Raw genomic sequence first — 19,849 nt, forward strand, 5'->3', positions numbered from 1 at the left:
GGGCGCCTGCGGGCGCGGCCGGGCCGGGGGCCGCCTGCCCCCGGACCCCCTGGGGTATTTGGAAAACGGAAAAAGCCGGGGCGTCCATGTTGACGGGTGGCGGGCCATGGCGGTAACCGGTGCGGGCAATCTGCAGGAGCCCGCCATGACGTTCGACCGCCGCATCAAGATCGCGCCCTCCATCCTGTCGGCGGATTTCGCCGATTTCGGCCGCGAGATCGGCGCCATCGAGGCCGAGGGCGCCGACTGGGTCCATGTCGACGTGATGGACGGGCATTTCGTGCCGAACCTGACATTCGGCCCGCCGGCGGTGAAGGCGTTCCGGCCGCATGTCACGACCTTCATGGACGTGCACCTGATGATCGCGCCGGTGGACCCCTATATCGAGGCCTATGCCGAGGCCGGCGCCGACATGATCACCGCCCATGTCGAGGCCGGGCCGCATCCGCATCGCACCCTGCAGGCGATCCGCGCCACCGGCAAGAAGGCGGGGATTTCGCTGAATCCGGGCACGCCGGCCGAGGCGGTCGCGTATCTGCTGGATCTTTGCGACATGGTGTTGGTGATGACGGTGAACCCCGGCTTCGGCGGGCAGAAGTTCATCCACTCGCAGATCGGCAAGATCGAGCGGCTGCGGGCCATGATCGGCGACCGGCCGATCCATATCCAGGTCGACGGCGGCGTCGATCCGGTCACCGCGCCCCTGGTCGCGGCGGCGGGGGCGGATGTGCTGGTCGCGGGCTCGGCCGTGTTCAAGGGCGGCTCGGTCGCGGATCCCGCGCCCTATGGCGCCAACATGCGCGCGATCCGCGAGGCCGCCGAGGCCGCCCGTCGTTGATCTGGCGCGGCGCCTCGGCGCTGGCCGGCGCGGCGCTGGGACTGGCCGCGCCGCTGGCCGGAGGCGATTGGCGCGAGCGTCTTGGGCTGTCCGGCCCCGCGGTGGCGCCGGGCGGGATCTGGCTGCATGCGGCGAGCGTCGGCGAACTGACCTCGGTCGCGGTGCTGGCGCGCGCACTGGCGCAGGAATTCCCGCTGGTGGTGACCACGAACAGCCTGACCGGGCGCGATCTGGCGCGGCGGCTGGGCTATGCTTGCGCGTTGGCGCCGCTGGACGTGCCGCAGGCGGTGGCGCGCTTCCTGGACCGGGTGCGGCCCCGCGTCATGGTGACGGTCGAGAACGAGCTGTGGCCGAACCGCTCTGCGCTGGCTACGGCGCGGGGGGTGGCGCAGGTGGTGGTGGGGGCGCGGATGTCGGCGCGTTCGGCCAGGCGCTGGGCGCGGCTGCCGCGACTGATCGGGCCGATGCTGGGGCGCATCGACGCGCTGTCCGCGCAGGACGAGGCCAGTGAGGCGCGGCTGCTGGCGCTGGGGCTGCGGCCCGAGGCGCTGGCCGGGCGGCTGAACCTGAAGCTGCTGGGGCCGGCGCAGGTCGGACCCGGAGAGGACGCTCCGGGGCGGGACCGCGTGGTCCTGGCAGCCTCGACCCATGAGGGCGAGGAGGCGCTGGTGCTGGACGCCTTTGCCGCCGCGCGCGCGGCGGTGCCGGGGCTGCGGCTGATCCTGGCGCCGCGCCACCCCGAGCGCGGCGACGGCGTGGCGGCGCTGATCGCCGCGCGGGGGCTGGAATACGCCCGGCGCAGCCGCGGCGGCGGTCCCGACGCGCCGCTGCTGCTGGCCGATACGCTGGGCGAGATGGCGCTGTGGTATCGCGCGGCGGGGATCTGCGTCACCTGCGGCTCTTTCGCCGACCATGGCGGGCATACGCCTTGGGAGCCGGCGGCCTGGCGTTGCGCGATCCTGCATGGGCCGCATGTCGCCAACCAGGCCGATGCCTATGCGGCGCTGGCAGCCGCGGGGGGGGGCGAGGCGGTCGGCGCGGGCGGGCTGCCCGCCGCGCTGGCGGATCTGGCGCGGGACGGCACCCGCCAGCGGCGCATGGGTGCGGCGGCGCGGGCGCTGCTGCTGGCGCGGGCGGGCGATCCGGCGCCGCTGCTGGCGCGCATCCGGCGCCTTGCAACGGCCCGCGCGCAACCTGATATTATGCAGGGAAAGGAGCCGAGATGATCCGCTATGCCCTGCGCTGCGACCAAGGCCATGATTTCGACGGCTGGTTTCGCAATTCCGAAGGTTTCGACAGCCTGCTGGACGCCGGGCAGGTCTCTTGCACGCATTGCGGCTCGGTCAAGGTGGCGAAGGCGCTGATGGCGCCGAAGGTCGCCCAGGCCCGCGACGAGGAGGCCCTGACCGCGCCTCGCGATCCGCGCGAGGCGGCGCTGGAGGCGCTGCGTCGGCATGTCGAGGCCAATTCCGATTACGTCGGCATGTCCTTCGCCGCCGAGGCCCGCGCCATGCACGAGGGCGAGGCGCCCGCCCGGGCGATCCACGGCGAGGCGAAGCTCGAGGATGCCAAGAAGCTGCTCGAGGACGGGATTCCGGTGGCGCCCTTGCCGTTCCGGGCGCGGCAGCGGGTGAACTGAGGGCGCTTCCGGGGTGCTGAAGCGCATCCTGCGGGCGGGGGGCGTCAGCCGGGGGCGTGTTCGCCGTCGATCAGCACCATGATGCGGCCGCGGGAACAACGCTCGACCCGGGCCTCGACGCCATAGACCTGCGCGAGCAGGGCCGGGGTCAGCACCTCTTCCGGGCGCCCCTCGGCATGGGTGCGGCCGTCGTGCAAAAGCACGATGCGGTCGGCCCATTGCGCCGCCAGCGCCAAGTCGTGCAGCACCGCGACGACGATCCGCCCTTCGCCCGCCAGCCGGCGCAGTTCCGACAGAAGCCGCACCTGACGCGCCAGGTCCAGCGCCGAGGTAGGCTCGTCCAGCAGCAGCAGGCGCGGGTCGCGGACGATGGCCTGGGCCAGGCTGACCATCTGGCGCTGCCCGCCCGACAGCGCCGACAGCGGCTCCAGCGCCAGGGCGGCGATGCCCAGCTTTTCCATTACCGCCAAGGCGGCGTGGTCGGCCTGGCGGGCCCCGATCGTCGCCCCGGCCCGCAGCGCCGCGATCACGCTTTCCAGCGCCACCAGCGACGAGGCGCCGGGCAGCGTCTGCGGCATGAAGCCGACCAGCCGCGAGCGGTCCCGGGCCGGCATATGCGCCAGGTCCTGCCCGTCCAGCGTCACCCGGCCGCCATGCGGCTGCAGTTGCGCGATGGCGCGCAGCAGGGTCGACTTGCCGGCGGCATTGGGGCCGGCCAGCACCGTGACCTCGCCCGGGCGCAGCAGCGGCAGGTCCAGCCCCTGAAGCACGGGACGCGCGCCGAAGCGGACCGAAATGCCCTGCGCCAGCAACCCCTGCATCAGCGCCTTCTTCCGCGCAGGATCAGCGCGAAGAAGATCGGCAGGCCGATCAGCGAGGTGACCAGGCCCACCGGCAGCAGCACCCCGGGCACCAGCGTCTTCGATAGCGTCGAGGCCAGCGACATGACCAGCGCCCCGGTCAGCAGGCTGGCGGGCAGGAAGACGCGGTGATTTTCACCGACCAGCATCCGCGCGATATGCGGCCCGGCCAGGCCGACGAAGCCGATCACGCCGACCATGGACACCGCGGCGGCCGAGAGCAGGCTGACCCGGAACAGCGTCCAGCGCCGCAGCCCGGTCACGTCGACGCCGAAGCTGCGGGCCTGATCCTCGCCCAGCCGCAGCGCGGTCAGCCGCCAGGCGGCGCGGAAGGAGAACGGCACCGCCGCGACCAGCACCACGACCAGCATCAGCACACCCGGCCATTGCGCCGAGGCGAGGCTGCCCATGGTCCAGAACACCAGCTGTTGCAGCGCATCGGCCGAGGCCATGAACTGCACCAGCGACAGCAGCGCGGCGGCGGTGAAGTTCAGCGCCACGCCGAAGAGGATCAGCACCTCGGGACCGCCGCCCCGGATGCGGCCCAAGAGTTGCAGCAGCGCCAAGGCGCCGAGCGCGAACAGGAAGGCATTGCCCGAGACGCTCCAGACCGCCGGCAGGCCCGGAATGGTCAGACCCAGGACGATGGCGACCGCCGCCCCCAGCGCGGCCGAGGCGGAAACGCCCAGGGTAAAGGGCTCGGCCAGCGGGTTTTCCAGCACGGTCTGCATCTCGGCCCCGGCCAGCGCCAGCGCCGCGCCGACCAGCAGCGCCATGCAGGCCACGGGCAGGCGCACGGCCCAGACGATGACCTCGGTGCCGCGCGCGACCTCGCCGCCGGCCAGGGCCCGCAGCGTCTCGGACAGCGGCAGGCCGGCCGGGCCGGTCACCAGGTCCAAGAGCAACGCGGCCAACGCCGCGACGGCCAGCACGCCGACCAGCACCACATGGCGTCGGCCTTGGCGATGATAGCGGTCGAGCGTCGCCTGGGTCATTTCCGCTCGGTCACCCACCAGGTGCCCGGCACGGTGACGGGCGAGAAGCGGGCGTTGATCTCGGCCAGGGTGGCGGCGGGGTCCACGTCCTGGAACAGGTCGGGGTGAAAGGTCTTTGCCAGGTATTCGATCAGTGCGATATGCACCGGCGAATCGTTGAACATGTGCCAGACGCCGGCCGCGCGGCCGTCCTGCACCGCCCGCAGCGCCGAGAAGCCGGGCGCCGAGATCAGCGCGTCGAAACTGGCCTGCGCCGTGTCCGCATCCACGCCCGAGCCCAGCACCAGCCCCCCGCGCGAGGCCATATGCGTGCCGCCGGTGGCGACATAGACGTCCGGGTCGGCGGCGATCAGCGCCTCGAGGCTGACATTGCCCTGCACGGTCTTGACGGTCTCGTTGCCGATGTTCACCCCGCCCGCCGTGGTGATGAAGTCGTGGAACACCCCGGTGCCCACGGTCGCGCAGCAGCCGGTCGGCGCGGCATGGACGTGGAAGAACACGCGCGGGCGCGGCACCGCGGGGGTCAGCCGGTCGCGGACGCGGTCCAGACGGGTTTCGTAGAATTCGGCGAATTCCTCGGCGCGGTCCTCGGCGCCGGTCAGCTTGCCCAGGATGCGCAGGCTGGGCATCGAGTTTTCCTGCGGATGCGAGAAGAAATCGACATAGGCGACCGGGATGCCCGCCGCCTCGATCTGCTGGCGGGCCAGCTCTGTCGCCGGGTCGTTCTGGTCGACCAGCGTCAGCACCACCAGGTCGGGATGCAGCGCGATGATCGCCTCGGCCGACAGGCCGCGCGCCCCGGCGCCGACCGGCTTGATCTGGTCGAGGTTCGGGAATTTCGCGCGATAGGCCGCCAGCGTCGGCTCGTCCAGCGCGCGCGCCAGCCGCCAGCCGGAAACCAGCGCCACCGGATCGTCGTGGATCAGCCCCAGAACGGCCAGATGCCGCGCCTCGGCCAGGACGACATGCTCGGCCGGTTTCGGCAGGGTGACCTCGCGCCCCAGGATGTCGGTCGCCGTCACATCCGCGCGGGCCGAGGCAAGCGAGGCGATCAGGGCAAGGGCGGCCAGCAGGGCGCGGGTCAGGGTCATGGCGGGTCCGTCTGCAAAGGGGGCAGGGCGCTTGCGGCGCCCCGCCGTTCGGCCCCTTCCTTACTCTGCAACCGGCGTGATGCGCCAGATGCGGTCGCCGGCCTCGTCGTTCTCGCCCTTGGACTTGTTCACCGCCCAGACATTGCCGTTCTGGTCGGCGCGCAGCTGGTTCGGCAGGCTGCCGGCGTCGAGATTGGCCACGATCTCGCCCTGGGGGTTGACCACGGTGATGGTGCCGGCGCCGCGGTTGGCGACATAGGCCAGCCGGCCCTTGGGCTCGAAGGCGACGTTCAGCGGCCCGGCGCCGACCGGGACGTCGTGCAGCACCTCGCCGGTTTCCGCCTTGACGATCAGCAGGTTGTCGGTCGCCTGCGAGGCGACGAAGATCAACCCGTCCTGCGGGTCGTAGGCCACGCCCGAGGCGGCCTTGACGCCCGGCAGCGGAATCACCTTGACCTCGCCCGACTTCAGATCGACCAGCGCCGCCTCGGGCGTGGCGATGCTGACGGTGACCAGCTTGCCGCCGGCCTCGTCGATATCCAGCGCCATGGTCGAGAATTCCTCGCCCCGGATGCCGCTCTTGATCACGATCGGGTCCAGCGGCTCCAGCGTCTTGCTGTCGAAGACCTTGATTTCAGGCGCGCCGGTGGCGGCGACATAGGCGCGGCCGTTGGCCTCGTCCACCACCACGTCGCGGGCGTGGGGCACCGCGCCCGGCTCGAACTGCTTGACCAGCGACAGGTCGGATTGCTTGTAGACGGCGGCGGTGTCCTGGCGGGTATTGGTCACCCAGACATTGCCGTTCGCATCGTCCACGTCGACGCCATAGACGGCGAACAGCCCGCCGTCGCTGCCGTCCGGGCGGGCGGGCGCGGCGCCCGGCGTGGCCTCGGCGACGATCTTCAGCGTCTGCGGGTCGATCTTGACCAGCTTCGATTCCTTGACCGGCGGGCGGCCGACGGCGCTGGTCACGAACAGCGCGTCTCCGGCCGCGTTCAGCCGCACCTGATAAAGGCCGCGCACCACCGGCTCGCTGGCGATGGTGTATTTCTCGGCCCCGGCGACGGGCACCTCGGGCGAGATCTTCAGTTCGACCACCTGGGCCGAGGCGGGATTCTCGGTGACGACGACGATGGGCTGCAGCCCGGTTTCGGCCTCGGCGTCGATGTCCAGCGGGAAGCTGAACTTGCCGTCCTCGCCGATGGTGATCGGCTCGGCGTTCAGGGCCTGGTTGCCGCGCAGCAGGGTGACGGTCTGGCCGGGCAGCAGCTCCTCGCCCTCGATCACGGCCTTGCCGCCCTTGACGACCGGGGCGCGGTCGACGCCGCCGGCGCTGACGTCGCCGGCGAATTCGACCAGCGGCTTGGTGAACAGGGTGTCGGCCAGCGCCGGACCGGCCAGCGTGGCCAGCGTCAGGGCCGAGGCGCCCAGAAGCGCGCGAAGGGAATGGCGGGATTGAATGGTCATGGGGAACTCCTGCAAGAAGGACGGGATGATCGCTGACCGCTTGGGCTGGCTTCAGTTCGGCGGCAAACTATATTCCTGACCGTGCTTGTCAACTAAGGCGGGGCAGCACGGCTGTTTTTCTGAACGAAAGGATTGTCGCGAAATGTCGCAATTCGGCCGGGTGGGACCGGATCACGCGCGCGGACAGGCGCAGATGCGGCTGTTCCAGACGGGCGCGCCCACGCATGAGCTGTCGCAGAAGGTGGTGGCCGAGGGCCCGGGACACCGGCTGTTCCTGGCCGTGCCCAAGGCGCCGCCGCCGCCCGGCGGCTGGCCGGTGCTCTACATGCTGGACGGCAATGCCGCCTTCGACTTCCTGACTGCCGAGGACTTGGCGCTGGCGCCCGGGCTGGTGGTGGTCGGCGTCGGCTACGACACCGAGCGGCAATTCGCGCGCGAGCGGCGGACGCTGGATTTCACCGCGCCGGACGGCCCGGGCGACGGGCTGCGTCCCGACCACGTCCATGAGGGACGGACGGCCGGCGGCGCCGCCATCTTCCACGACCGGCTGACCGGCGCGCTGCGGGCGGCGGCCGAGGCCGGGCTGCCCGTCGATCCCGCGCGCCGCACCCTGTGGGGGCACAGCTTCGGCGGGCTCTTCACGCTCTACGCGCTGCTGGCGCGGCCGGGGGGGTTCGCGCGCTATGCCGCGATCAGCCCCTCGATCTGGTGGGACGAGGCGCTGATCCGCCGGGTGGCGCGGGCGGCCGCGCCGGCCTCGCTGCCGCTGCTGGTGGCGCTGGGCGACCGCGAGAAGCGCTCGGGCACCGATGGACCGCCGCCTGATGGTCCCGCGCCCGCGACCATGGCTTTCGTCGAGGACCTGCGCGCCCATCCCGGCCACCGGGCGCAGCTGCATGTGCTGCCCGGTCATGTCCATATCCAGACGCTGGCCGGGTCGTTTCCGCTGGTCCTGCCCTTTGCCGCCGCCGATTAACCGGATCTTGGCGATTCGCTGCTTTCCTGTCCGGGAAGGGAGAGGATCGCCATGTTTCTTGTCAGATATGCGCTGGGCATGCTGGGGATCGCGCTTTGCGTGATCGGCGCGACACGGATGCAGGCCGAATGCCGAATGGCCTGCGGCACGCTGGCCGGGGTCGAGTGGGACGCCGGTGACATCCTGCCCGGAATTGCCGGGCTGATCGGTGGCGCCTTTGCGCTTGCCGTTCCTCACGCCGGCGCGGTGCAGCCGCCGCCCGCTGCGCCGTTGCCGACTGCGACCGGCCCGCCGTTCTGATCAGGTCTCGGCCATCCGGTGCGAGAGTTCCGGCGCGATCAGGGCCGAAGCCTCGGCCGAGGTCATCCCGGCATGCAGGAAGGGCACGTCGATCACCTCGACCGTCTCGGCATGGGCTGCCCACATCTCGGGGCGCAGGTCGCGCTCCTGGTGATCCAGCGCGGCGCGAAAATGCGTGACCGTGCCGGCATGGCGGCGGTGATGATGGCTGCGGATCAGCCGGTTGGTGGCGGTGACGGTGCGCACTACCCCGTCCAGCACCTGCTGCGGCAGCGCCCCCAGCGCGCTGTCGCCCTGGCGCAAAAAGGCCACGACCTTGTCGCGGGTATCGAGTTCGGGGTGACCCTCTGGGTCGTAGCCGGCGATGGCCAGCAGCGCGCGCAGCGCCGCGATGGGGTCGGGCTCGGGCTCGTTGCGCCAGGCGTCGGCGGGATAGCTGTCCAGCATGGCGACCACGCCCGGCGCGCGGCCCATCCCGGCCAGGATCACGGCGATTTCCTGCGCCAGGATGCCGCCGACCGACCAGCCGGCCAGATGCGCCGGCCCCTGCGGTGCCAGCTCGGCCACGCGGCGGGCATAGTCCCGGGCCAGCGCGGACAGGCTGCCGGGCATCGGCGTCGCCGGATCCAGCCCCGGGTGCTGCAGGCCATAGACCCGGCGGGCGGGGGCGATGCGGCGGGCGAGGCCGCGATAGCCCCAGGCCAGGCCGCCGGCCGGGTGGATCAGGAACAGCGGCGGGGCATCGGGGTCGCCCTCGGCCAGCAGGATCACCGGGCCCAGCCCGTCGTCATGCGGCGCCTGCGCCTCCAGCGCGGCGGCCAGCGTGGCGAGGATCGGGTTCTCGAAGATGGTGCCCAGGCCGGGGTCGCGGCCGGTCTCGGCCTCCAGCGCCTGGGCCAGCCGCACGGCGGACAGCGAATCGCCGCCGAGGGCAAAGAAATCCGCCTCGGCCGGGGCGGGCGCGTCCAAGTGCAGGATCTCTGCAAAGAGCCGGGCCAGCAGCTGCTCGGCCGGGGTCTGCGCCGCCCGGCCCGCGGCGGCGAATTCCGGCGCCGGCAGCGCCTTGCGGTCCAGCTTGCCGTTCGAGGTGACGGGCAGGGCGTCCAGCGCCACCTCGGCCGCGGGCACCATATAGGCGGGCAAAGCGGCCSCCAGCCGTTCCGCCAGCAGGCCGGGGCGATAATCCTCGCCGGGCACCAGATAGGCGACGAGGCGCTTTTCGCCGGCGTGATCCTCGCGCGCGACCACCACCGCTTGGCGGGCGAGGCCGGAGGCCATGATCGCGGCCTCTATCTCGCCCAGTTCGATGCGCAGGCCGCGGATCTTGACCTGATGGTCCGAGCGGCCGAGATAGGTCACCGCCCCGTCCGGCCGCAGCCGGGCCAGGTCGCCGGTGGCGTAAAGCCGCCCCTGCGGCGCCTGGACGAAGCGTTCCGCCGTCAGGTCCGGGCGGCCCAGATAGCCGCGTGCCAGCTGCACCCCGCCCAGATACAGGTTGCCGGCCAGCCCCGGCGGCACTGGGCGCATCCGGTCGTCCAGCACCTCCAGCGCGGTGTTCCAGACCGGAAAGCCGATGGGGATCGGGTTCGAGCGGTCCTCGGGCGCGGCGGGCCAGTAGCTGACGTCCACCGCCGCCTCGGTCGGGCCGTAGAGGTTGTGCAGCTCGGCCGTTATCCGGGCGTGGAAGCGGTCGCGCTGGTCCGCGGTCAGTTCCTCGCCCGAGCAGAAGACGCGGCGCATCGCCAGCCCTTCGGAGGCCGGCGCGGCCAGGAAGGCCGACAGCATCGAGGGCACGAAATGGCAGGTGGTGACGGCGCGCTCGCGGATCAGCCGGGCGATGGCGGCGGGGTCGCGATGGGCGCCGGGCGGGGCCATGACCAGTTCGGCCCCGGCGATCATCGGCAGGAAGAACTCCCAGACCGAGACGTCGAAGGTGGCCGGTGTCTTTTGCAGGATGCGGTCGTCGGCCCCGACGCCGTAATGCGCCTGCATCCACAGCAGGCGGTTGACGATCGCGCGATGCTCGACGGCGACGCCCTTGGGTTCGCCGGTCGAGCCCGAGGTGAAGATCACATAGGCTAGGTCGTCCGGCTGCGGGTCGGCGGTAGCACGGTCCTCGGCGGGCCAGTCCTCGGGGAAGAGCAGTTCCGTTCCGGGCGGGAAAAGATGCGCGAGGTCGGGCGTGGTCAGCACGGTAATCGGCTGCGCCAGCGACAGGATGCGGGCGATCCGCTCGGGCGGATGCTCGGGGTCGAGCGGCAGATAGGCGGCGCCGGCGCGCAGGGTGGCGAGCAGCGCCAGCGGCAGTTCCAGCGAGCGTTCCAGCGCCACGGCGACGATGCGGTCGCGCCCCGTGCCCCGTGCCGCCAGCGCCGCGGCCAGCGCGGCGCTGCGGCGGTCCACATCGGCGCAGCTTAGCACCTGGTCGCCGAAGCGCAGCGCCGGGGCCCCGGGGGCGGCGGCCAGCCGCGCCTCGATCAGCGCGGTCAGGGTGGTGTCCGGAACCGGGTGACGGGTGGCGGCGGCCTGTTCGGCGCGGGCGGCGATCTCGGCCGGGCTGGCGGTCGGGACCTCGGCCAGCGTCGCGGCCGCCAGCGCGGCGGTCAGGAAGGCCAGCAGGCTGTCGCCGTGACCGCGCACCTCGTCCGGGGCATAGAGCGCGGGGTTGGCGTCCACCTCGAAGATCATGCCGGTGGCGGGATCGCCGCGGAAGGTCAGCGTCAGGTCGTCCACCGCCCCGGCACCGAGGATGTGCAGCCGGCAATCGAGCCCGGGAAACCGCGGCGCCCGGTCGAAGGGCTGCACGTTGACGATGGGGCCGTAGAGCCGGCGCGTCCCGCCCACGAGCCCCAGTTCGCGGCGCAGCAATTCGCTGCGGTAGAGGCCGCGGCGGCGGCCCTGCGCCATGGCCTTGGACTGCGCGGCCAGCCATTCGGGCAGCGGCATATCCTCGTCCAGGCGCAGCCTGTACGGCAGCACGTTCATCGCCATGCAGGGAACCTCGGCGATCTTGCGGCCCATGCGCGCCATGAAGGGCAGGCCGATCACCGCCTCGCCGCCGGTCCAGCGCGCCAGATAGGCGCCGCAGAGCGCGTTCAGCACATCGGGCCAGCCCAGCCGGTGCCGGGCGGCGTAATCCGCCAGCGTTTGCAGCAGCGCCGGCGGCAAGCGGCGGGAATCGCGCAGGAAATCATGGGTGCTGACGGCGCGGCCGGGGGCGGGGCCGGCGACCTCGGGCAGGCCGGCCAGCTGCGCGTGCCACCAGTCGCGGTCCGCCGCGCGCCGGGGCGAGGCGCGCCAGGCCGCGTCCTCCTCCAGCGCCAGCGCCAGCGGGCCGAAGGGCTCGGGCGGCGGTGCCGTGCCCAGCAGGGCGGCGTAATGCGCGGCGATGCGGTTGGTGACCAGCACCATGCCATAGCCGTCGATGGCCAGGTGGTGGATGCGCTCGTAGAGGAAATGCCGCTCGGGTCCCAGGGCAATCAGGGTGAAGGCCGCGGCCGGCTCGGCGGCAAGATCCAGGGCGCGGCGGCTGTCGGCCTGCATCTGCGCCATGGCCTGGGCCTCGGCATCGGGCTGCGCGGTCAGGTCGGCGAAGCCCAGGATCGGCGGCAGCCCCGCCAACTGGCGCGGTCCCCCGGGTCCGTCGCGGAAGCGCAGCGACAGCGCCGGCGCTTCGGCGATGGTGCGCGATACCGCCTGGGCCAGCGCGTCGCGGTCCAGCGGGCCGGTCAGTTCCAGATATTGGCCGGTGTTCAGGATCGGATTCGCCGGATCCAGCGCCTGGACATACCACAGCCCTTCCTGCGGCTCGGTCAGCGGGCTGCCCGTATCGGCCGGATTGTCGCGAGATGCTGCGTTCATGGTTGGCCTATCCTGGCGGCGGGGTGGGAAACCGCAATGGGCGTTGATGCTGACGGCCATGTGACCTCGCGGACAGGCCCGCGGGCTTGCCCGTTCGGGGCCATGGCCATAATCTCGCGCAGGAAATTAGTCAACTTTTCCCGAATCCTCCCCCGGAGCCAGCCATGACCGCCAGTCCCCCGTCCCTGCCGCTCCGCGACACCGACCATGTCTATGGCAGGATCACCCGGTTTCTGCACTGGACCATCGCTGCGCTGATGCTGTGGCAGTTCACCGGCATGGGGCTGAAGCTGGCCCTGGGCCGCCACCCGGTCGCCGGCTTTTTCGTCGGTGCGCATCAGAAGGTGGGCACGGTGCTGTTCGTGCTGATCGTGCTGCGGGTGCTCTGGGCCCTGGCGAATCGCGGCAACCGGCCGGACCACGGCCCCGGGCTGGTGGCGCTGGCGGCGCGCTTCGGCCATCTGCTGCTTTACGCGGTGATGGTGATCGTGCCCGTCGCGGCGCTGCTGCGGGCCTATGGGTCGGAACGCGTCTTCGCCCCCTTCGGCTTCCAGATCTTCCCGGCCCAGGTGCCCGAGATCGGCTGGATGGTCCGCGTGGGCGAGTCGCTGCATGGCGAGATGGCCTGGCTGATGCTGGCGCTGATCGCGGGCCATGTGCTGATGGTCGGCGTGCATGAGGGCATGTGGCGCGACGGCACGCTGTCGCGCATGGCCGGGCGGCGAAGGGCGGGCCTCTAGCAGGCCGCTGAAAACGAGCTTCGAGCGGGCGCCGGGACTGAGTCCGACCAGGATCGGCTGGAAAACGGGCCATTTGCGGGCGGTTCGAGGCGCATTTCCCGTTTTCCATGCGGTGTGACGCGTCGCGGGGAGTTTTCAGCAGCCCCTCAGGCCGCGCAACAAGCCGCGCGCGCCGGGCGGCGGCGTGCTTTTTCATTGATTGCATGCCGGGGCGGTGTCACCATTCCGACATGAACATGCCCTTCGGCTTCGGCACCGACCATGATCGCATCGCCTTCGACCGGGCCGAGCTTGGCGCGATCCTCTCGGTCTATGGCCGCATGGTGGCGGCGGGCGAATGGCGCGACTATGCCATGTCCTTCCTGCGCGACGCGGCCGTGTTCTCGGTGTTTCGCCGCGCGGCCGAGCATCCGCTGTATCGGATCGAGAAGCGCCCGAAGCTGCGCGGTGCCCAGGGGCAATATGCGGTGATCGGCATGGACGGCCGCATCCTGAAGCGCGGCCACGAGTTGCCGGTGGTGCTGCGGGTCCTGGAAAAGAAGCTGATCCGTCCTGTGGACTGAGGGCAACGCAGGCCCGTCGGCTATCACGATTGCGTGAGCCTTGCCGCCTTTGGTGCCGCCCGCCCGGTATCTTTCGCTCTGAATTCGACTGCGCGTCCGGCGCCTGTCCCGGATCGGCCGTCAGGGGTATCCGGCCAGCGCGATGACCACCGGCAAGGTCAGGATCGCCGCCGCGGTCGAGACCAGGATCGCGGCCGAGACCCGCTGCACCGCCACGCCGAAATATTGCGCCAGCATGTACACGTTGCCCGCGACCGGCAGCGCGGCGGCGGCGATCATCACCCCGGCCGCGTCGCGCCCGACATCGAAGACCCACAGCGCCGCGATCCCGACCGCCAGCGGGTGCAGCACCAGCTTGGCGAAACCGAGCCAGACCGCCGGCCCAAGCCGTTCGGCGCCGCGTCCCGCAAGGCCGGCGCCGATGGCGAAAAGCGCGCCGGGCGTGGCCGCGGCGCCGAGCAGCGCCAGGAACGCGTCCAGCGGGCCCGGCATCGGCAACTGCGCCCCGGACCAGGCCACCCCCGCCAGCATCGAGACGATCATCGGGTTTCCGGCGATGCCGCGCGCCAGCGGCAGCAGCGTGGCGGGGGCTAGGCGTCCCTGCCGCGCGGCGGTGACGATCAGCGTGATCAGGCTGGAAAACACCAGCATGTCGATGGCCAGCACCATCAGCACCGGGCCGACGGCGCGCGGTCCCAGCAGCGCGACCAGCATCGGCACGCCCAGGAAGCCGGTGTTGCCGGTCATGGCGGTATGCGCCTGCATCGCCGCGGCGGCCGGGGGCTCGCGCCGCCGGCGCGCCACCGTGAAAGCGAGGATCCAGACCGCGGACGAGCCGGTCAGATAGGCCAGTACGAAGGCGAGGTCGAACAGGCCGGCCACGTCCAGCGTCGCCGCAAAGCGGAACAGCATCGCCGACAGCGCGAAGTGGAATACGAACCTGGTCAGCCAGGCGGTGGCCTCGGGCGGGAAGAAGCTCGTGCGCCCGGCGGCCCAGCCGGTGCCGATCAGCAGGAAGAAGGGCAGGGTGCGCAGAAAGACCTCAAGCATCGGCCCCGGACGCAGAGGGGCCGCGCTGGACGGTGTATTCGGTCTCGCCCGGGGCCGATTCGCGGCTGGCGAGCAGAAGATGCCCGGCCTCGGCGCAGAAATGCGGCACATCGACCATGGCCGCGCGGTCGGTCGCCAGCAGCGTGACCCGGGCGCCGGGCGCCAGCGCCGCCAGCCGCTTGCGCAGCTTCAGCACCGGCAGCGGGCACAGAAGGCCGCGCGCGTCGATCCTGTCGCTCACGCCGCCGCCCGGACGTGGCTGCGGCACCAGTCCAGCGCCGCCTCGGCCGCGACCGGCTGCGCGAGATCGCCGGCGAAGGCGCGAAAACCGGCAAGCTGTTCCTCGGCGACCGACAGCAGGACCGGGATGTCGCGGGCCAGCGCCTCGGCGATGAAGGCACGGAAGCCGTTGCCGAAACATTCCTGCTTGCCGAACTTGTTGACGATCACCAGGTCGGCACCCTGGGCCAGCACGCCTTCGGCCAGTGCCACCGCCTGCGCCAGCGCGCCGGTGTCCAGCCGGCAGCCCTGCGCGCAGCTGCCCAGGTCCTGGGTGATGCCGATGACGGAATCGGTGCCGAGGATGCGCAGCAGCATGTCGCATTCGCGGCCCGCGCCGCGTTCCAGGTTGTGCTGCACCGCGCCGGCCAGGCGCAGCCCCTCGGCCTGCAGCGTCGCGGCGGCGGCGGCGAGCAGCCGGTCGGCGGCGCCTGCGCTTTCCTCGAGGGTGACGTAGCCCAGCATCTTGGTCCCTTCCCGGTTCAGGCGGCCAGAATAGTCCCGGCGGCGCCCGGCGCAACATGGGTATTTGGAAAACGGAAAAAAGCGCTATGGGCTTTCGGCCAGCGGGCCGTAGAGGATCAGTGCCGGATACGGGCTGGGACCTTCGGCGGCGAGCAGGGCGGCGAGGTCGGCGACGGTGGTGCGCAGCAGGCGCTGGTGCGGGTGGCCCACGGCCTCGGCCAGCAGCGCCGGGGTGTCGGCGGGCAGGCCGTTCGCGATCAGGCCGGCGGCCATCTGCGGGAAGGTGCGCTGGCCCATGAACACGACGGTGGTGGCGCGGTCATCGGCCAGCGCCGCCCAGTTCTGGTCCTGCGGCAGGCCGCCCGTCACGTCGGCGCCGGTGACGAATTGCAGCCGCCGCGCGGTCTTGCGCCGGGTCAGCGGCAGGCCGGCCACCGCCGCCGCCGCCATGGCCGACGGTACGCCGGGCACGATCTCATAGGGGATGGCGGCGGCGTGAAGCGCGGTCAGTTCCTCTTCCAGCCGGCCGAAGATGCCGGAATCGCCGGATTTCAGCCGCACCACATGCTTTCCGGCGCGGGCGTGTTCGACCAGCAGGGCGTTCACCGACTCTTGCTTGGCCGAGGGCCGGCCGGCGCGCTTGCCGACCGCGATGCGTTCCGCCTGCGGCCCCGCCTGGTCCAGCACCGGCCCCGAGGCGAGATCGTCGTAGAGCACCACGTCGCAGGCTTGCAGGCGCTTGACCGCGCGCAGGGTCAGAAGCTCGGGGTCTCCCGGTCCTGAGGATACGAAGCTGACGTGGCCCTGGCTCTTCATGCGGCTTGCGATGCGGCAAAATTCGCGCATTGGCAAGGGGCTGCTTGCCGGGTCGGGCGGCATTTGCCATAGAGGGCGCGACCGAACCGGAGAGCCCCTATGTTCCGAGCCCGCCATCTTCTGGGGATCGAGCCTCTCGCCCCGGCCGAGATCACCTCGCTTCTGGACCTGGCCGAGAATTACGTCGAATTGAACCGTCGCACGGTCAAGCATTCCGACGCGCTGGCGGGGATGACCCAGATCAACATGTTCTTCGAGAACTCGACCCGCACCCAGTCCAGCTTCGAACTGGCCGGCAAGCGGCTGGGCGCCGATGTGATGAACATGGCGGTGGCGTCCTCCAGCGTGAAGAAGGGCGAGACGCTGATCGACACCGCGCTGACGCTGAACGCCATGCATCCCGACCTGCTGGTGGTGCGCCATCCGCAATCGGGGGCGGTGGACCTGCTGGCGCAGAAGGTGAATTGCGCCGTCCTGAATGCGGGCGACGGGCGGCACGAGCATCCGACCCAGGCGCTGCTGGACGGGCTGACCATCCGCCGCGCCAAGGGCCGGCTGCACCGGCTGACCGTGGCGATCTGCGGCGATATCGCGCATAGCCGCGTCGCGCGCTCGAACCTGTTCCTGCTCGGCAAGATGGAGAATCGGTTGCGCCTGGTCGGCCCCGCGACGCTGATGCCCGCGGGCGCGGCGGACTGGGGCTGCGAGGTCCATGAGGACATGCGCGAGGGGCTGAAGGGCGCCGACGTGGTGATGATGCTGCGCTTGCAGAAGGAACGCATGGACGGCGGCTTCATCCCGTCCGAGCGGGAATATTACCACCGCTGGGGGCTGGACGCGGAAAAGCTGGCGCTGGCCGCGCCCGACGCCATCGTCATGCATCCCGGCCCGATGAACCGCGGGGTCGAGATCGACGGCACCATCGCGGACGACATCAACCGTTCCGTGATCCAGGACCAGGTGGAAATGGGCGTCGCGGTGCGCATGGCGGCGATGGACCTGCTGGCGCGGAATTTGCGGGCCGAGCGCGGCAGGGCGGCGACCGAGGTGATGGCGTGAGCGGTTTCGGACGCCTGGAGCGTGTCGATCTGCGCACGGGCTGGCTCAGCGAGGCGCAGCATTTCACGCCCTGGCTCGCGTCCGAGGACAATCTGGCCCTGCTGGGCGAGACTTTGGCGATCGAGCTGGAACTCGAGGCGCAGGAGCGCGCGGTCGGGCCGTTTCGCGCCGATATCCTGTGCAAGGATACGGCGGATGGCGGCTGGGTGCTGATCGAGAACCAGCTCGAGCGCACCGATCACGCGCATCTGGGCCAGTTGATTACCTATGCCGCCGGCCTTCAGGCGGTGACCATCGTCTGGATCGCGGCCCGCTTTACCGAGGAACACCGCGCCGCCTGCGACTGGCTGAACGAGGTCACGGCCGAAAACATCCGTATCTTCGGGCTGGAGGTCGAATTGTGGCGGATCGGGCCCAGTCCGGTGGCGCCCAAGTTCAACATCGTCAGCAAGCCGAACGACTGGAGCAAGTCGGTCGCCTCGGCGAAGAAGACGATCGAGGAGGGGGGCCTCAGCGGCACCCGGGACATGCAGTTGCGCTATTGGACTGCGGTAGAAGAACTGATCGGCGCGCAGCCCGGCCCTCTCAATGCGGTGAAACCGCCGGCGGGATCGTGGCTTACCCATGGGATCGGGCGGACGGGGGTGAACCTGAATCTTGCCATGACCAGCCGGGCCAAGCTGGTGCGTGTCGAAATCTACCTGACAGGTCGATATGCCAAATCCGATTACGCCCAGCTTCATGCGCATCGGGACGAGATCGAGCGACGGTTGGGCGGCGCGCCGCTTTTATGGCAGGAACTTCTCGGCAAGAAGGATTCGCGGATTTCCCTTGCTCTGGAACCGGCCGATCCGACCGATGAGGCCGACTGGCCTCGCCAGCACAAATGGCTGGTCGATACGATCCTGCGCTTTCATGCCGTATTCAAGCCGTTCGTCATGGGCCTTGCCCGAGATCCCCAGACCCCGGAAATCGCCGAGGTGAAAGAATAAGATGATTGTCCATTTCACCAACGCCCGCCTGATCGACCCCGAGGCGATGACTGTCGAAGAGGCCACGCTGACCGTCCGCGGCGGCCACGTCGAAGCCGTGGGGGCCGAGGCGCCGCTGGGGGCCGAACTGGTCGACTGCGGCGGCAAATGCCTGGCGCCGGGGATCATCGACTGGGGCGTCAAGATCGGCGAACCGGGCGAGCGGCACAAGGAAAGTTTCCGCTCGGCCGGGCTGGCGGCGGCGGCGGGCGGGGTGACCACGGTGATCGCCCGGCCCGATACGCTGCCCCCCGTCGATGCCCCCGAATCGCTGGAGTTCGCCACCCGCCGCGCCGCCGACGCGCCGGTCAACATCCGCCACATGGCCGCGCTGACCAAGGGGCGCGAGGGCCGCGAGATGGTCGAGATGGGTTTTCTGCGCGATGCCGGCGCCGTGGCCTTTACCGACGGGGTGCGGGTGGTCGCGGATACGCGGCTGATGTCGCGCTGCATGACCTATGCGCGTGGCCTTGGCGCGCTGATCGTCGGCCATCCGCAGGAACCGGGCCTGTCGAAGGGCACGGCGGCGACGAGCGGAAAGTTCGCCTCGCTCTACGGGCTGCCGGCGGTCTCGCCCATGGCCGAGGTCATGGGGCTGGACCGCGACCTTTCGCTGGTGGCGATGACGGGCGGGCGCTACCACGCCGACCAGATCACCGTCGCGGCCAGCCTGCCGGCGCTGCGCCGCGCGCGCGAGGCGGGGCTGGACGTGAGCGCCGGCACCTCAATCCACCACCTGACGCTGAACGAATACGACGTGGGCGGCTATCGGACCTTCTTCCGTTTCACCCCGCCGCTGCGGTCCGAGGACGACCGCATGGCCATGGTCGAGGCGGTGGCCGAGGGGCTGATCGACGTCATCGCCAGCTTCCACACCCCGCAGGACGAGGAATCCAAGCGCCTGCCCTTCGCCGAGGCGGCGCCGGGGGCGGTGGGACTGCAGACGCTGCTGCCGGCGGCGATGCGGCTCTACCACGCCGGCGGGCTAAGCCTGCCGCAACTCTGGCGGGCGATGGCGCTGAACCCGGCGAAGCGCCTGGGGCTGGACGCGGGCCGGCTGGTCCCCGGGGCTCCCGCCGATCTGGTGCTGTTCGACCCCGAGGCGCCCTTCGTGCTGGACCGCTTCGCGCTCTTGTCGAAATCCAAGAACACGCCCTTCGACGGGGCGCGGATGCAGGGCCGGGTGCTGGGCACCTGGGTCGGCGGCCGGCAGGTCTTCGGAGGCGCCGCATGACGCTGATCCTCTGGGCCGTGACCGGCTACCTGCTGGGCTCTGTTCCCTTCGGTCTGGTCATCACCCGGGCGCTGGGCCTGGGCGACCTGCGCAAGATCGGCTCGGGCAATATCGGCGCGACCAATGTGCTGCGCACCGGCAACAAGCCCGCCGCGGCGGCGACGCTGCTGCTGGACAGCGGCAAGGGCGCCATCGCCGTTCTGCTGGCGCGTTGGCTGGCCGGGCCGGATGCGGCGCTGATCGCCGGTGCCGCAGCCTTCCTGGGTCACCTGTTCCCGGTCTGGCTGGGCTTCAAGGGCGGCAAGGGGGTGGCGACCTTCCTCGGCACGGTGCTGGCGCTGGACTGGAGACTGGGGCTGGCGGCCTGCGGCATCTGGCTGCTGGCGGCGCTGGTCGGCCGGATCTCGTCGCTGGCGGCACTGGTGGCGGCGGTGCTGACGCCTTTCCTCGGGCTCTGGCTCGACGGGCCGCGGCTTGCGGCGGTGACGGCGTTCATGGCGGCGCTGATCTTCATCCGCCACCATGCCAATATCGCCCGCATCCTGGCCGGGACCGAGCCGCGCATCGGCAGGAAGACCTGATCTT

20 protein-coding genes are annotated in these 19,849 nt (G+C 71.0%); 11 read left to right on the plus strand and 9 right to left on the minus strand.

Annotation, left to right across the window (positions count from 1 at the left end; genetic code table 11):
* The first annotated feature begins 145 nt into the window (after positions 1-145).
* The 3 genes from rpe to JCM7685_RS02020 are packed head-to-tail and all read left to right on the plus strand — an operon-like array spanning position 146 to position 2,477.
* A complete protein-coding gene (gene rpe, locus JCM7685_RS02010) occupies positions 146-838 on the plus strand; it encodes a ribulose-phosphate 3-epimerase (RefSeq protein WP_074967412.1) in 693 nt (230 codons plus the stop codon).
* Positions 835-2,064 carry a 3-deoxy-D-manno-octulosonic acid transferase gene (locus tag JCM7685_RS02015; RefSeq protein WP_074967381.1) on the plus strand — a complete coding sequence of 410 codons (1,230 nt, stop codon included), beginning with the start codon at positions 835-837 and terminating at the stop codon, positions 2,062-2,064. The genes rpe and JCM7685_RS02015 overlap by 4 nt, the downstream gene beginning before the upstream one ends.
* Complete coding sequence (locus tag JCM7685_RS02020; RefSeq protein ID WP_074967379.1) at positions 2,061-2,477, plus strand: DUF1178 family protein; 417 nt, start codon at positions 2,061-2,063, stop codon at positions 2,475-2,477. The genes JCM7685_RS02015 and JCM7685_RS02020 overlap by 4 nt, the downstream gene beginning before the upstream one ends.
* Before the next feature lie 44 nt (positions 2,478-2,521).
* On the opposite strand, the gene JCM7685_RS02025 is transcribed toward JCM7685_RS02020, so the two are convergent.
* Genes JCM7685_RS02025 through JCM7685_RS02040 form a run of 4 tightly spaced genes read right to left on the minus strand, consistent with a single transcriptional unit; the run spans position 2,522 to position 6,890 of the window.
* On the minus strand, positions 2,522-3,298 hold the full coding sequence (locus JCM7685_RS02025; RefSeq protein ID WP_074967377.1) for an ABC transporter ATP-binding protein: 777 nt from the start codon (positions 3,296-3,298) through the stop codon (positions 2,522-2,524).
* Entirely contained in the window at positions 3,298-4,332 is a 1,035-nt protein-coding gene (locus JCM7685_RS02030) for a FecCD family ABC transporter permease (protein ID WP_074967375.1), read from the minus strand. The genes JCM7685_RS02025 and JCM7685_RS02030 overlap by 1 nt, the downstream gene beginning before the upstream one ends.
* Entirely contained in the window at positions 4,329-5,423 is a 1,095-nt protein-coding gene (locus tag JCM7685_RS02035; RefSeq protein ID WP_074967373.1) for an ABC transporter substrate-binding protein, read from the minus strand. The genes JCM7685_RS02030 and JCM7685_RS02035 overlap by 4 nt, the downstream gene beginning before the upstream one ends.
* 60 nt (positions 5,424-5,483) lie before the next feature.
* Positions 5,484-6,890, minus strand: coding sequence for a Vgb family protein (locus tag JCM7685_RS02040; protein WP_074967371.1), 1,407 nt, complete (start codon positions 6,888-6,890; stop codon positions 5,484-5,486).
* A 142-nt stretch (positions 6,891-7,032) separates the two neighbouring features.
* On the opposite strand from JCM7685_RS02040, the gene JCM7685_RS02045 reads away from it, so the two are divergent.
* Positions 7,033-7,866 carry an alpha/beta hydrolase gene (locus JCM7685_RS02045; protein ID WP_074967369.1) on the plus strand — a complete coding sequence of 278 codons (834 nt, stop codon included), beginning with the start codon at positions 7,033-7,035 and terminating at the stop codon, positions 7,864-7,866.
* 51 nt (positions 7,867-7,917) lie between these two features.
* Positions 7,918-8,166 (plus strand): hypothetical protein, encoded by a 249-nt coding sequence (locus JCM7685_RS02050; protein WP_074967367.1) that lies wholly within the window; start codon positions 7,918-7,920, stop codon positions 8,164-8,166.
* Here the strand turns inward: JCM7685_RS02050 and JCM7685_RS02055 are convergent, their stop codons facing one another.
* Complete coding sequence (locus JCM7685_RS02055) at positions 8,167-12,027, minus strand: non-ribosomal peptide synthetase (RefSeq protein WP_100526016.1); 3,861 nt, start codon at positions 12,025-12,027, stop codon at positions 8,167-8,169.
* A gap of 164 nt (positions 12,028-12,191) precedes the next feature.
* Here JCM7685_RS02055 and JCM7685_RS02060 point away from each other — a divergent pair, with 164 nt between their 5' ends.
* Together JCM7685_RS02060 and JCM7685_RS02065 are read left to right on the plus strand one after the other, a co-directional pair.
* Complete coding sequence (locus JCM7685_RS02060) at positions 12,192-12,767, plus strand: cytochrome b (RefSeq protein WP_074967363.1); 576 nt, start codon at positions 12,192-12,194, stop codon at positions 12,765-12,767.
* A 230-nt stretch (positions 12,768-12,997) separates the two neighbouring features.
* Positions 12,998-13,330 carry a DUF2794 domain-containing protein gene (locus JCM7685_RS02065; RefSeq protein ID WP_074967361.1) on the plus strand — a complete coding sequence of 111 codons (333 nt, stop codon included), beginning with the start codon at positions 12,998-13,000 and terminating at the stop codon, positions 13,328-13,330.
* Positions 13,331-13,450: 120 nt separating this feature from the next.
* On the opposite strand, the gene JCM7685_RS02070 is transcribed toward JCM7685_RS02065, so the two are convergent.
* The 4 genes from JCM7685_RS02070 to cobA all read right to left on the minus strand — a co-directional run bounded on the left by JCM7685_RS02070 (position 13,451) and on the right by cobA (position 15,940).
* Complete coding sequence (locus JCM7685_RS02070) at positions 13,451-14,380, minus strand: AEC family transporter (RefSeq protein WP_074967359.1); 930 nt, start codon at positions 14,378-14,380, stop codon at positions 13,451-13,453.
* Positions 14,373-14,621 carry a sulfurtransferase TusA family protein gene (locus tag JCM7685_RS02075; RefSeq protein WP_074967357.1) on the minus strand — a complete coding sequence of 83 codons (249 nt, stop codon included), beginning with the start codon at positions 14,619-14,621 and terminating at the stop codon, positions 14,373-14,375. The genes JCM7685_RS02070 and JCM7685_RS02075 overlap by 8 nt, the downstream gene beginning before the upstream one ends.
* Positions 14,618-15,124 carry a DUF2478 domain-containing protein gene (locus tag JCM7685_RS02080; RefSeq protein ID WP_074967355.1) on the minus strand — a complete coding sequence of 169 codons (507 nt, stop codon included), beginning with the start codon at positions 15,122-15,124 and terminating at the stop codon, positions 14,618-14,620. Before JCM7685_RS02080 ends, JCM7685_RS02075 begins: the two co-directional genes overlap by 4 nt.
* Before the next feature lie 84 nt (positions 15,125-15,208).
* Positions 15,209-15,940, minus strand: coding sequence for a uroporphyrinogen-III C-methyltransferase (gene cobA, locus JCM7685_RS02085; protein WP_074967410.1), 732 nt, complete (start codon positions 15,938-15,940; stop codon positions 15,209-15,211).
* Positions 15,941-16,039: 99 nt separating this feature from the next.
* On the opposite strand from cobA, the gene JCM7685_RS02090 reads away from it, so the two are divergent.
* From JCM7685_RS02090 to plsY, 4 genes are read left to right on the plus strand one after another with little or no spacing between them, the layout of a single operon-like run.
* Positions 16,040-16,999: an aspartate carbamoyltransferase catalytic subunit gene (locus tag JCM7685_RS02090; protein ID WP_074967353.1), complete on the plus strand. Its 960-nt coding sequence runs from the start codon at positions 16,040-16,042 to the stop codon at positions 16,997-16,999.
* Entirely contained in the window at positions 16,996-17,991 is a 996-nt protein-coding gene (locus JCM7685_RS02095) for a DUF4268 domain-containing protein (protein ID WP_074967352.1), read from the plus strand. Before JCM7685_RS02090 ends, JCM7685_RS02095 begins: the two co-directional genes overlap by 4 nt.
* 1 nt (position 17,992) lies before the next feature.
* Complete coding sequence (gene pyrC, locus JCM7685_RS02100) at positions 17,993-19,264, plus strand: dihydroorotase (RefSeq protein WP_074967350.1); 1,272 nt, start codon at positions 17,993-17,995, stop codon at positions 19,262-19,264.
* A complete protein-coding gene (gene plsY, locus JCM7685_RS02105) occupies positions 19,261-19,845 on the plus strand; it encodes a glycerol-3-phosphate 1-O-acyltransferase PlsY (protein WP_074967348.1) in 585 nt (194 codons plus the stop codon). The genes pyrC and plsY overlap by 4 nt, the downstream gene beginning before the upstream one ends.
* The last annotated feature ends 4 nt before the right edge of the window (positions 19,846-19,849 follow it).

Origin of the sequence: Paracoccus aminovorans, assembly GCF_900005615.1 — a bacterium.
Classification (GTDB): Bacteria; Pseudomonadota; Alphaproteobacteria; order Rhodobacterales; family Rhodobacteraceae; genus Paracoccus; species Paracoccus aminovorans.